The following is a 13,013-nucleotide window of genomic DNA, read 5'->3' on the forward strand; positions in this document are numbered from 1 at the left end:
ATGTTTCAGAAAGTCCTGATTGCCAACCGCGGCGAGATCGCGGTGCGGATCATCCATACACTGAGGAAGCTCGGCATTGCATCGGTCGCGGTCTATTCCGATGCCGACCGGTTCTCCAAGGCAGTCCTGATCGCTGACGAGGCCGTCCGGATCGGACCTTCGCCGGCGTCCGAAAGCTATCTCAATATCGATGCCGTGATCGCTGCCTGCCGGCAAACCGGTGCCGGGGCCGTTCACCCCGGTTATGGCTTCCTCTCGGAGAATATCGGCTTTGCAGAGCGACTGAAGGCGGAAGGGATCGCCTTCATCGGTCCCCGGCCCGACAATATCGAAGCCTTCGGTCTGAAGCACACTGCCCGCGAATTGGCGCGCGAAAGCGGCGTGCCGTTGCTTCCGGGATCCGGCCTCTTGGAAACGAAGGAAGAGGCTCTGACGGCTGCGGACGAGATCGGCTATCCTGTGATGCTGAAGTCGACGGCCGGCGGCGGCGGCATCGGCATGCAGCTGTGCGATACGCCGGACGCGCTCGCCGCCGCCTTCGACAGCGTGCAGCGTACAGCGAAATCCAGCTTCGGCGATGCTCGGGTCTATCTGGAACGCTTCGTTGCCAAGGCGCGCCACGTCGAGGTGCAGATCTTTGGTGATGGCAAAGGCCGGGTGATTGCGCTCGGCGAGCGGGATTGCTCACTGCAACGGCGGAACCAGAAGGTCATCGAGGAGACGCCGGCGCCCGGCCTTCCCGACGCAGTGCGCAAGCGTCTTCATGCCGCTGCCGTCGCCCTGGGGCAGAAGGCGAACTATGAGTCGGCGGGAACGGTGGAGTTCATCTACGATCCGGCCCGTCAGGAATTCTATTTCCTGGAGGTCAACACTCGCCTGCAGGTCGAGCACCCGGTAACGGAGGCCGTCTTCGGCATCGACCTGGTCGAATGGATGATCCGTCACGCCGCGGGCGAGGATGTGCTCACCGGCAAGGAAAACCTCATGCCAAGGGGCGCGGCGATAGAGGCTCGTGTCTATGCCGAGATGCCCCATGCCGATTTTCGCCCAAGCACCGGATTGCTGACCGAGGTCGTATTTCCGGAAAACGTGCGCGTCGACTGCTGGATCGAGACCGGTACCGAGGTCAGCCCCTATTACGACCCGATGCTGGCAAAGATCATCGTATCGGCTGCGGATCGCGGCTCGGCGATAAGTGCCCTTGGCCAAGCGCTGGACAGCAGCTCGATTTCCGGCATCGAGACCAATCTCGATTATCTCAAGGCGATCGCCGCTTCCGACCTGTTCAAGAGCGGGGATGTGGCGACGACGGCGCTGAAGGGCTTCGCCTTCTCGCCTCACGTGATCGAGGTCATCACGCCGGGCGCACAGTCGAGCCTGCAGGAACTGCCGGGTCGCCTCGGCCTCTGGCATGTCGGCGTACCCCCGAGCGGGCCAATGGACGACCGATCCTTCCGCCACGCCAACCGGCTTGTCGGCAATGCCGACGAAACCGCAGCGCTGGAGCTCACCGTCTCTGGTCCGGTGCTGAAATTCTTCGCCGACGCGACGGTGGCGCTTGCCGGTGCGAAAATGCCGATGAAGCTCGACGGTGAGCCGGTAACCCACAACGCCGCAGTCAGAGTGAAGGCCGGACAGACGCTGGCGATCGGCACGATCGACGGTCCCGGCCAGCGCGCCTATCTTGCCGTTGCAGGCGGCCTTGCCGCACCCGTGGTGCTCGGTTCCCGCGCAACTTTCGGCCTCGGCCAGTTCGGCGGCAACGCGACCGGCACGCTCCGTGCCGGTCATGTGTTGCGCCTCGCCAGAGAACCGCAGGTGAACGTAAAGCCGCCAGAAGCACCCGCACCGCTGTCGCACGAATGGACGGTCGGCGTAGTTTACGGTCCGCATGGCGCGCCCGATTTCTTTGTCGAAGAGGACATCGAAACGTTGTTCTCGACCGAATACGAGGTCCACTTCAACAGCGCCCGCACCGGCGTGCGCCTGATTGGCTCCGCGCCGAAATGGGCCCGTGAGGATGGCGGCGAGGCGGGTCTCCATCCGTCCAATCTGCATGACAATGCCTATGCGATCGGCGCGATCGATTTCACCGGGGACATGCCGATCATCCTCGGTCCCGATGGTCCGAGCCTCGGCGGCTTCGTCTGCCCGGCCGTCATCGCCCGCGATGAGCAGTGGAAGATGGGTCAGTTCAAGCCGGGCGACAAAATTCGGTTCCATGCCGTCGTCCGGCCCGACGATACCATCGCCGGTCCTGTCGTCAAACGCATCGGCGAAGATGCGGGCTCGCCGGTCATTGCGAGCAGCGAGAGTGGCCCGGTGCCGGTGGTCTATCGCCGGCAGGGCGACGACAATATTCTGGTCGAATACGGGCCGATGCATCTGTCGATCGGCCTGAGGCTCCGCGCCCATCTGCTGATGCAGGCCTTGCAGGAGGAGAAAGTGCCGGGGCTCATCGACCTGACGCCGGGTATCCGCTCGCTGCAGGTCCACTACGACGGCACGTCTCTGTCGCGCACGCGCCTGCTCGGCCTGCTCTCCGAGATCGAGGCCTCGCTCCCCGCCGTCCACGAGGCGAAGGTGCCGAGCCGCACGGTCTACCTGCCGCTCTCGTGGAACGACCCAGACGCCGAACTCGCCATGCGGAAATATCAGGAACTGGTGCGCCCCAATGCACCCTGGTGCCCGTCGAACATCGAGTTCATTCGCCGCATCAACGGCCTTGCCGACGAGCAGGCGGTCAAGGACACGATCTTCAATGCCAGCTATCTGGTCATGGGCCTGGGCGACGTCTATCTCGGTGCGCCGGTGGCAACCCCGCTCGACCCGCGTCACCGGCTGGTGACGACCAAGTACAATCCGGCCCGCACCTGGACGCCCGAAAACGCAGTCGGCATCGGCGGCGCCTACATGTGCATCTACGGCATGGAGGGTCCGGGCGGCTATCAGCTGTTCGGCCGCACCATCCAGGTCTGGAACACCTGGCGGCAGACGGCTTTCTTCTCGAAGGGCAAGCCCTGGCTGCTCGATTTCTTCGACCAGATCCGCTTTTTTCCCGTCAGTCACGAGGAACTGACGGAGGCGCGCGCTGCATTCCCGTATGACGGCTACCCGATCCGCATCGAGGACGGCACCTTTTGCTACGCCGACTACGAGGCCGGCCTTGCCGCCGACGCAGGTTCCATTGCCACTTTCAAGGCGGGTCAGCAGGCTGCTTTCGAAGCCGAGCGTCGGCGCTGGAAAGAGCAGGGACTTGACAGCTTCACTGTCGACGAAGGTCCCGGTCACCATCCGGGCGGAGACATCCCCGAGGGCTGTTTCGGTGTCGAAAGTGCCGTGCCCGGCAATGTCTGGAAAGTGCTGGTCGAACAGGGCCAGTCCGTCGCCGCGGGTGATACGCTCGCAATCATCGAATCCATGAAGATGGAAATCACCATCACCGCCCATGCCAATGGCCGCGTTCGCGAATTGCGCGCCGGTCCCGGCCGGAACATCAAGGCCGGAGACGTGCTGGCCGTACTGGAGGAAATCTGATGCTTCCCGAAATACTCGATCTATCGTCCGTCCGTGCCGCTTATGCGCAGGGTCTCACACCGCTCGAACTCGTCGAGGAAGTGATCGTCCGCTGCGAGGCGGCCGACGATCCGGCGATCTTCATCACGCGCACGCCCGACGACGAATTGCGCAATGCTGCAAGGGAACTGGTAGCGCGCGCGCCGCAGCCGAACAGTCTTCCGCTCTGGGGCATTCCCTTTGCGGTCAAGGACAATATCGACGTCGCCGGCCTACCGACCACGGCCGCCTGTCCCGCCTATGAATATCGTCCGGAAGCGGATGCAACGCTGATCGCCCGGCTGAAGGCCGCGGGCGCGCTCGTCATCGGCAAGACGAATCTGGACCAGTTCGCAACGGGCCTCAACGGTACCCGCTCGCCCTATGGCGCACCCCGCTCGGTCTTCGACAAGGCCTATGTCTCGGGCGGATCGAGTTCCGGCTCGGCCGTTGCGGTGGCATCGGGCCTCGCGACATTCGCATTGGGGACCGATACCGCCGGCTCCGGACGCGTTCCGGCCAGCTTCAATAACCTCGTCGGAATCAAGCCCACGCCCGGCCTGGTGCCGAACACCGGCGTCATTCCAGCCTGCCGCAGCGTCGATGTCGTGACCGTCTTTGCCGGGACGGTCGGCGATGGTATCGCCGTCCGAAAGGTGATGGAGGGCTATGATGCGGGAGATCCCTTCTCGCGCGAGGCTGAACCGTGCACGCTTCCCGCCTCGGGCCTCCGGATCGGCGTCCTCGACGGTGCGGAACGCGAATTCTACGGCAACAAGGCCTATGAAGCGCTCTACGATGCGGCGATCGAGCGGGCGAAATCCTTGGGCGCCACCATCGTGCCATTCGACTATGCGCCGTTTCGTGAAGCTGCCGAACTGCTCTACAACGGCCCCTGGGTGGCAGAACGTCTGGCCGCGGTGAAGGATTTCATCGCCACGAATGCCGATGATTTCGACCCGACCGTCCGCACGATCATCGAGGGAGCCAGACGCTACGACGCGGTGGCGGCCTTCGAGGGAAGGTACAAGCTCGAAAGCCTTCGCCAGAAAACGAAGGTCGAGTGGAACAAGGTCGACATGCTGATGTTGCCGACGTCGCCGACCACCTACACGGTCGAGGACATGCTGGCCGATCCGATCGCGAAGAACGGCCATTTCGGCCGCTACACCAATTTCGTGAACCTGTTCGGCTATGCCGCGATCGCCATTCCCGCCGGCTTCGATATCGCCGGCCATCTGCCTTTCGGCGTGACGCTGATCGGCCCGGCCTTCGCCGATGAGGCTCTTGCATCGTTCGCCGACCGGATGCACCGCGACGTCGCGGCGGGTATGGGCAAGGACAGGCTCGCCGCACTGCCCGAGGCGAGCCGCGTGGTCGAGCCCGACGATGGCATGATCCCCATCATGGTCGTTGGCGCGCACCTGACCGGCATGCCGCTCAACCACGAACTGACGGGATCGGGCGGAAGGCTCGTCAGGATCTGCCGTACCTCGAATGATTATCGCCTCTTCGTCCTGCCCGACACCACACCACCCAAGCCGGGCCTCATCCACGAACCGGATTACGAGGCGGCGGGCCTCGAAGTGGAAGTGTGGGCGCTGCCGCCGGATGCCTTTGGCCGCTTCGTCGCCAATATTCCGGCCCCGCTCGGCATCGGCAAGGTTACGCTCGACGACGGCTCCTCCGTATCCGGTTTCCTTTGTGAAGCCTACGCGATCGCCGGCGCACAAGAGATCACCGCGCTTGGCGGCTGGCGGAGCTATATCCGCTCGCTTTCGGTCTGAGTGCCGGGGAGGAGGGGCGACGTTCGTCGTTCCGGGAACTGCAGGCGCCGAGATCAACAGAGTGGTCGCGCCCGTCGAAGGCGAGCACCTCGTGACGAAGTCGAACATCAACGGCTTCGTCCCCAGGGACCTCCTCGCTTCGATACTGCCGTTGTGGGCGCTTCCCGGGCGGTGTTCCGGGATCAGTATCCGAGGGCGATGCCGTCTTTGCGTGATTCCGATGCGCCGGTGAGCGTTCCATTGTCCCAGTCGATCCGGATAACCTGTGCGCCGCCGATCGGATCCTCGGCCGGCACGATCTCGAAGCCGCGGCGGGTGAGTTCCGCCACCGTTTCCATGGGAACGGTATGCTCCGCCTCGACGCGGGGCGCCTTGCCGCCGACGGGGATCAGGCGCGGCAGATCGATCGCGTCCTGCATGTCCATGTCGTAATCGACCACCTTCGAGACCAGGTGAGCGTGACCCATCGCCTGATAATAGCCACCCATCACGCCGAAGGACAACTCCGTTCGGCCGTTTCGGGTCACCATGCCCGGGATGATCGTATGCAGAGGTCGTTTCTCCGGGGCGATCATGTTCGGGTGTCCGCGCTCGAGCGAAAAACTCTGACCACGATTGTGCAGGATGACGCCTGATTCAGGGGCGACCAGGCCCGTGCCGAAGCTGTCGAAGATCGAATTGATGAAGCTTACCGCGTTGCGTTCTTCATCGACGATCGAAATGTAGACGGTGTCGCGGTGAAGCGGCATCTCGAAATCCGGGAGCTCCGTCAGGGCCCGGGTCAGGTCGATCATGCCGGCCAGGCGACGCGCGAAGTCCTCCGACAACAGTTCGTCGATCGGCACATCGGCCTTGTCAGGATCGGCGATCCAGGCGTCACGGGCGGCATAGGCGAGGCGGGTCGCCTCGATCTCCAGATGCAGCCGGTCCGGTGACTGGGGTGCCAGCTGATTGTCGAAGCAGGACAGGATGTTGAGGATGAGCAGGGCGATGATGCCCTGGCCGTTCGGCGGGCATTCATGGATTGTATGGCCGCGGAAGGTCGTCGTCACCGGCGTCACATATTCGCCCTTCGCCGCGGCGAAATCCTCGAGCGTGTGCAGGCCGCCATGGGCGTTGAGATGCGCCACCATGTCAGCCGCCACCGGCCCCGTGTAGAAGCCGTCACGGCCCTCGGCCGCGATCCGGCGCAAAGTCGCTGCCAGCTTCGGCTGACGGTGCATTTCGCCGATGCGCGGCGCGCGACCGCCGGGCAGGAAGATTTCGGCAGCCGCCTTGTCGGCGGCGAGAAGCTTCTCTTCTTGCGCCCAGTCACGGTGGACGCGGGGCGTGATGGCGTAGCCTTCCTCGGCATAACGAATGGCGGGTGCGAGCACCTCGGCCAAGGGCAGACGGCCATGATCGGCATGCAGGCGCGTCCAGGCGTCGATTGCCCCGGGAATGGTGACGGCGGAGGGCGACTGGCGCGGCACTTCCGAGAGCCCACGTTCTTCGAACCATTCGATCGTCAGCGCCTTCGGCGTGCGACCGGAGCCGTTATAGGCGATGACGTCGGCGCCGCCCTTGGGCGCATAAAGGGCGAAACAATCGCCGCCGATGCCTGTGGAGCCCGGTTCGACCACGCATTGCACGGCACAGGCGGCAATGGCTGCGTCCATGGCGTTTCCACCGGCCTGCAATACGTTGACGGCTGTCAGCGTCGCATAAGGGTGGGAGGTTGCAGCCATGGCCTTGGCCGATACGGCCACCGACCGCGTCGGCTTTTCGAAGTTGCGCATCCTTGTCAGTCTCCTCGTATGCTTTTGTGCCGCAGCCGGTCAGGTGCGGGTTCGGTATGGCGTGAGCCTGATTTCGAGGGCAGACAGTGCCCGGACGATCAGGAAATTCAGCAGCAGATAGATCGCGCCCGCGGCGATGAAGACTTCGATCGCACGATAGCTCTGGGAGATCAGCCCTTGGGCGATGCCCGTGACCTCCATCAGGGTGATGATCGAGGCGAGCGAGGTGCCCTTCACCATCAGGATGATCTCGTTGCCGTAAGCGGGTATCGCCTGGCGGAGTGCGATCGGCAGTGTGACGAGACGGAGCGTCAGCAGGCGTGACATGCCAAGCGCGGAAGCCGCTTCGCCGAGCCCGCGCGGGACATTGCTGATTGCGCCGCGCAGGATCTCGCTGCCATAGGCGGCCGTGTTGAGCGTCAGCGCCAGGATCGCGCACCAGTAGGGCTCACGAAACAGCCACCACAGCCCGACCGTCTGGAGGGCAGGGCGGAACTGGCCGAGCCCGTAGTAGATAAGGAAGATCTGGACGAGCAGGGGCGTGCCGCGGAAGACGGCGACGAAGGTGCGTATCGGCCAGACGATCCGGCGGTGCCCACCCTGCTGGGCGAGGGCGAGGGCGAGGGCGAGCATGAAGCCGAGCAGAATGGAGGTGCCCGCGAGCTGCAAGGTCAGCGGAACCCCGGACAGTAGCTTAGGGATGATTTCGAGGAAAAAGCCGACGTCGATCATCGAGGCGTGATCCCCCGGGAGGCGCGTGTCTCTCCGAAGCGGAAGACCTGTCCGGTGATGCCGGCGATCACGAAGTAGAGGCTTCCGGCAGCGAGATAGAAGAGGAAGGGTTCCCGCGTCGAACCGGCGCCGATCTGGGCCTGGCGCATCAGCTCGACGAGGCCGATGACGGAAATCAGGGCAGAGTCCTTGAGGACCAGCTGCCAGACATTGCTCAGACCCGGTATCGCATGGCGCAACAGTTGCGGGACAATCACCAGCCGCAGCATCTGGATGTTCGAGAGTGCGAGCGCCTTCGCGGCATCGAACTGTCCCCGTTCGACAGCCAGATATGCCCCGCGATAGACTTCCGCCTGGTAGGCGCCTGAAATGATGCCGATCGCAAGCACGCCGGTTGCAAGCGACGGCAGGCCGACAAATTCGTCGGAGCCGAGGCTGCGGGCGATCGCGGTCAAGGCAATGCTGCCGCCATAGTAGAACAGGTAGATGGTGAGGAGGTCCGGCACACCGCGGAAGACCGTGCCATAGGCTGAGGCGAGGGCTTTCGGCACGCGCCCCGAAGACAGGCGGCCGGCTGCCGCAAAGCCGCCGAAAATTGCTCCGAGCACGAAGCCCAGGACGGACAGGAGCAGTGTCATTGCGGCTGCCGCTAGAAGGGCCACGCCCCAGCCGCCTTCGGCGAAGCCGAGCAGATGCAGTCTTTCAAGCATGTGGGCGAACCTCTCCTTGCATTCCACACAGCCGGAGTCCGCTGAACTCCGGCTGTGTGCGGTCCGCCTTGGTTACTTGACCGGGGTTACGTCGGTGCCGACCCACTTCTCCGAAATGCGCTTGATCGTGCCATCGGCAATCGCGGAGTCGATTGCGGCATTCAGCATATCCTTGAGCTTGGTGTCCTCCTTGCGCAGACCCGCACCCGTACCGAGGCCGAAGACGCCGCCGACGAAGCCCGGACCGGCGATCGTGTAGTCGGCGAATTCAGGCTTTGCCAGCGTCGCGGCGAGCGCGGTCTGCTGCGCGAAGAGCGCATCGATGCGGCCGGCGGCGAGGTCGAGGTCGTGCTGTTCGGTCGTCTTGTATTCGCGGATCTCGACGGTGTCGGCGAAGTACTTCTTCAGGAAGTCGAGGTTCGTGGTGGCGGCCTGCACGCCGACGACCTTGCCCTTGAGCATGGGCTTCAACTTGTCGATGGCCGCAAGAGCCGAGGCCTCGTCTTCGAGCTTGAACTTCTCAGCCGAGACACCGAGCTTGCCGAGCTCGCTGTCCTTGCCGATGGCGAAGCCCGACGGGTCGACGGCGTAGGGCTGGGTGAAGTCGATCGTTTCCAGGCGCTTCGGCGTGATGAACATGCTCGCCATGATGACGTCGAACTTGCCGACGGTGAGCGAGGGGATGAGGCCGTCCCAGTCCTGGGCGACGATGGTGCACTTGACCTTCATGCGGGCGCAGAGGTCGTTGGCGAGTTCGACTTCGAGACCGTCGAGCTTGCCGTCGGCTGTGGTGAAGTTCCAGGGCGCATAGGCGCCCTCGGTCGCAATCTTGATCTCGGTCGGTGCGTCCTGCGCCAGGGCAACCTGGCCGAATGTCAGTGTCGTAAAGGCAGCCGCCAGCGCGGCCATGCGACGGATCGTCATGACTTTTCCTCTTCGTCTGTTTTGGCCGTTCGTGACGGCGGTTCCCCGTCCTTGCCGGATGTCTCCCCCAGCTTCGGACAAAATGACCGGGCAGCGTTCAGCGCCGCCCGGGACTGGCGTAATCGGCAAGCATCGATGCCGTTTCAATGATGTGGTCCTGCATGACCGCTTCGGCGTGGCGGGCATCGCCGGACCTCAGAGCGTCGATCAGCTTCTGGTGCTCCTCGCGGGCAGACAGGGGTTTGTCGACGTAGTCGAACCAGATGCGCATGTAGGGCTCGATCACCACATGCAGCGCGGTGATCTGCCGGATGAGCTTCGGGCGGCCGCTCAGGCCGTAGATGAAGGCGTGGAATTCCTGGTGGCGCAGGACCCAGTCGCCGCTGCCGGACTGTCCGGCGCGTTCGACGCGGTCGAGCAGCCCCTCCAGTTCCTCGAAAGTCTCTGAATTCATCCGCGGCGTCGCCAGGCGGACGGCGAGGCCCTCGAGCACGGATCGGATTTCGAAGGTCTCATGGATCTCATCCAGCGTCAGGCCGGCAACGACACATCCCCGGTTGGGACGAAGTGTCACCAAGCCATCGGCGGCGAGACGCCGAAAGGCTTCCCGCACGGGCATGCGGCTCATTCCGATTTCGGCGGCAATCTCTTCGGGGATCAGGCGATCGCCTGGCTTGTAGCGACCGAAACGCAGGGCCTGCTGCAGATGGAAGTAGGCCTCCTCTTCGGCCGTGGAGGCGAGATGTGCGGTGGAGGCTGGAGATATCGGCATCTGTGGCCTATTGGATTTTTGTATCCACTCATACAATCATTCAGTTTTGGCGACGTCAAGGGACTTCGATCAGACATGCTGTGGGGCGTTAGCGGGACGGCGAAAGGCTGTTGCCGACGCGTTCGCGAATGAGGCGAGTGAACGCGGTGACCGAGGCGCGATCCGCGAAGGGAGCGGACACCAGAATGAACTCCACATCCTCGATCGGCGGTAGGGTAGAGGGTGGCAATTCGCGCCGTCCGGCCGGGGCGAGGCTTCGCGACTCGACCATGATGCCCAATGCCGGTCCTGGCCGCGGCCGTCAGACCACTGCGGCTCTGGCAGGAGCAGACGATGCGCCACGGATGCCCGGCGCGTTCCAGCTCCTCATGATCTCAGGGCGGTTACCTCGACCTCGACCTTGAATTCAGGTCGGGTGAAGCCGCTGACGATCAAGAGCGTGGAGACCGGCCGGGGTTCTCGCGTATATCGGTCGCGCACGGCCATATAGGGAGCGAAATCCTCCCGCCGGGTCACGAAGCCCGCGATGCGGACGACGTCGGCGAAGCTCATTTCGGCCTCTTCGAGGATTGCCGCAATGGCCTCGAAGCAGATCACCGCCTGATCCTCTATGCTGTCGGGAACGGTTTCGTCGGGCCGGATGCCCAGCTGGCCGGATGTGACGAGCAACTCGCCTCGAGCGGGCATGATGAGCCCGTGATTATAATGTCCGAAGGGTTTTCGCACAGTGAGGGGGTTGAGAGATCGTTTCATAGGCGGCTGCCTCAGAATGTGGAAAATTCCCGCTTGACCTTGTCGAGAAAGCGTTTGCGGGTCTCTTCGGTGGCGCGGTTCATGTCGTAATGGGCAAGGAAGCGCACCTTGGCGAGCGGAGCGATCTGCGCCCGGATCACGCGCTTGACGATCTTCTTGGGCGGATTGCCGGCCACAAAGGCCCGGAAAGGATCGGCCCCATAGGTCAGAACGGCGCCGAGCTTCTTGATATGGCGTAGCGTCGACTGCACCTTGCCATCGACCAGATCGAAGGTGACGCCGGGCAGCCAGACGCGATCGAAATAGCCCTTGAGCATCGCCGGAAAGCCGAAGTTCCAGACCGGCGTGCAGATGACAAGCGCTTCAGCTTTTTTCAGCCGCTCCACATAGCCGGAGACCAGCGCCGTGTTGTCGGGATAGGTGTGATAGATCATGCGATCGTGGCGCGACAGCACTGGGTCGAAGCCTTCGGCATAGAGATCGCAGTCATCGACCTCATGGCCAGCGGCCTTCAGGCTCTCAACCGTCTGGGCGTGCAGCGCGGCACCATAGCTATCTTCGACCGGGTGCGAATAGAGGACGAGAACACGCATTCACGCCTCCATGAAGGCCGCGAGACCCTGAAAGAGATAGTTCTTGCCCGCCTTGAAGTCGAAATCCGGATTGTCCCAGGCAATCATCTTGCCGGGGTTGAGCAGGCCCTTCGGATCGGTCTCCCTCTTGAAGGCGAGCTGCACGACGTCTGTCTGCTTCATCCCGCCCTCTTCCAGCGTGTAGCGATGCGGATTGAAGATCGGGCATCCCAGATCCTCGTGAATGCGGATGATTTCTTCCAGGCGCTCGGCCGTCGTGTAGCGCACCATGGGCAGGCCCGAGCACTGGATTGACCCGTCAAAGCGCATGAATTCCAGATGGCCGATCAACTCGCCGGGGAAGGTCTCAACGGTCTTGCGAACCCTTTCCACATGGTCGGGAGCGGGATACTGAACCTGAAGATAGGTGATGCTCGGGTCGATCTTGAGAGCCCGCAGCGTGGTGTGGTTCCAGGCCAGCTCATAGGCATGCGGGATGCCTTTCATGCTCTCCACCTTGTCGGAGCGGAAGCGGATATCGCCCTTGTAGCGCGAGACCAGCGCCTCGAATGGCCCCATGGAATGGGGCGCGACCATGATCACGACGACAGACTGGCCTTCCTTCAGGTAGGGCTTGTGCCGTGTGAAATATTCGAACGGCGCAGGCGCTGCGATGGGCGCGATTTCCTTGACCAGCAGCCCATTGGAATGCGCCAGCGTATCGGCAAAGCGAACCGCATCCATGAAGTCGTCATAGCCGACCAGCACGTCGACCCAGTCATAGGCTGGCGCGAGCGGCATCTCGACTTCGGTGATGATGCCATTCGTTCCGTAGGCATGGCTGACCTTCTGCAGGTCCCAGCCGGTCAGGTCGAGAATGCGCGGCTCAGCCTCCATGGTGATCACCCGCAGGCGCAGGATATTGCCGAGATCGCGCAAGCCCCCCCAGGTGATCGAGCCGACGCCGCCCGAGCCGCCGGCGATGAAGCCGCCGATTGTCGCGGTCTGCGCCGTCGAGGGATGGAAGCGCAGCTCCTGCCCGGAATGCGCCTTCGTCTGCTTATCAAGCTCGGAAATGATCACACCCGTTTCAGCGATGACGCGCCCGGGCAGGATTTGTTTGACCTTGTTCATGTTCGCCATGTTCAGGATGATGCCGCCGGAAAGGGGCATGGCCTGCCCGTAGTTTCCCGTACCGCCGCCGCGCGGCGTGATTGGCGCACCATGCGCGTAGGCGACCTTCAGAGTGCGAATGACCTCCTCTTCCGTCACCGGAGACACGACAAGATCCGCTGTCACGTTGTCGAGCTGGCTCTTCAGGATCGGGGAGTACCAGTAAAAGTCCCGGCTCTTCTGCTTGACGAGAGCCGGATGATCCTCGACCGCTATCCCTTCCAGGTCTTTCTTGATCTGTGCGTAATCCACCATGT

At 63.2% G+C, this 13,013-nt stretch carries 11 protein-coding genes; 2 read left to right on the forward strand and 9 right to left on the reverse strand.

What is annotated here, in order from left to right; genetic code table 11:
- Together uca and atzF are read left to right on the forward strand one after the other, a co-directional pair.
- Positions 1 to 3,537 (forward strand): urea carboxylase, encoded by a 3,537-nt coding sequence (gene uca / locus DFR48_RS19315; protein WP_114364862.1) that lies wholly within the window; start codon positions 1 to 3, stop codon positions 3,535 to 3,537.
- Positions 3,537 to 5,342: an allophanate hydrolase gene (gene atzF, locus DFR48_RS19320; protein WP_114364863.1), complete on the forward strand. Its 1,806-nt coding sequence runs from the start codon at positions 3,537 to 3,539 to the stop codon at positions 5,340 to 5,342. The genes uca and atzF overlap by 1 nt, the downstream gene beginning before the upstream one ends.
- A 182-nt stretch (positions 5,343 to 5,524) precedes the next feature.
- Here the strand turns inward: atzF and ggt are convergent, their stop codons facing one another.
- The 9 genes from ggt to DFR48_RS19365 all read right to left on the reverse strand — a co-directional run bounded on the left by ggt (position 5,525) and on the right by DFR48_RS19365 (position 13,011).
- Complete coding sequence (gene ggt / locus DFR48_RS19325; RefSeq protein WP_114364864.1) at positions 5,525 to 7,120, reverse strand: gamma-glutamyltransferase; 1,596 nt, start codon at positions 7,118 to 7,120, stop codon at positions 5,525 to 5,527.
- A gap of 39 nt (positions 7,121 to 7,159) precedes the next feature.
- Positions 7,160 to 7,852 carry an ABC transporter permease gene (locus DFR48_RS19330; protein WP_114364865.1) on the reverse strand — a complete coding sequence of 231 codons (693 nt, stop codon included), beginning with the start codon at positions 7,850 to 7,852 and terminating at the stop codon, positions 7,160 to 7,162.
- Positions 7,849 to 8,562, reverse strand: coding sequence for an ABC transporter permease (locus DFR48_RS19335; protein ID WP_114364866.1), 714 nt, complete (start codon positions 8,560 to 8,562; stop codon positions 7,849 to 7,851). Before DFR48_RS19335 ends, DFR48_RS19330 begins: the two co-directional genes overlap by 4 nt.
- A gap of 72 nt (positions 8,563 to 8,634) precedes the next feature.
- On the reverse strand, positions 8,635 to 9,486 hold the full coding sequence (locus DFR48_RS19340) for a transporter substrate-binding domain-containing protein (protein ID WP_114364867.1): 852 nt from the start codon (positions 9,484 to 9,486) through the stop codon (positions 8,635 to 8,637).
- Between the two features lie 97 nt (positions 9,487 to 9,583).
- Positions 9,584 to 10,258: a GntR family transcriptional regulator gene (locus DFR48_RS19345; RefSeq protein WP_114364868.1), complete on the reverse strand. Its 675-nt coding sequence runs from the start codon at positions 10,256 to 10,258 to the stop codon at positions 9,584 to 9,586.
- Positions 10,259 to 10,346: 88 nt separating this feature from the next.
- Positions 10,347 to 10,538 carry a hypothetical protein gene (locus DFR48_RS19350; protein ID WP_210206019.1) on the reverse strand — a complete coding sequence of 64 codons (192 nt, stop codon included), beginning with the start codon at positions 10,536 to 10,538 and terminating at the stop codon, positions 10,347 to 10,349.
- 86 nt (positions 10,539 to 10,624) lie between these two features.
- On the reverse strand, positions 10,625 to 11,011 hold the full coding sequence (locus DFR48_RS19355) for a RidA family protein (RefSeq protein ID WP_114364869.1): 387 nt from the start codon (positions 11,009 to 11,011) through the stop codon (positions 10,625 to 10,627).
- Between the two features lie 11 nt (positions 11,012 to 11,022).
- Positions 11,023 to 11,604, reverse strand: coding sequence for an NAD(P)H-dependent oxidoreductase (locus tag DFR48_RS19360; protein WP_114364870.1), 582 nt, complete (start codon positions 11,602 to 11,604; stop codon positions 11,023 to 11,025).
- Entirely contained in the window at positions 11,605 to 13,011 is a 1,407-nt protein-coding gene (locus DFR48_RS19365) for an FAD-binding oxidoreductase (protein WP_114364871.1), read from the reverse strand. It abuts the gene before it with no gap.
- Between the last annotated feature and the right edge of the window lie 2 nt (positions 13,012 to 13,013).

The organism is Ciceribacter lividus (assembly GCF_003337715.1).
Classification (GTDB): domain Bacteria; phylum Pseudomonadota; class Alphaproteobacteria; order Rhizobiales; family Rhizobiaceae; genus Allorhizobium; species Allorhizobium lividum.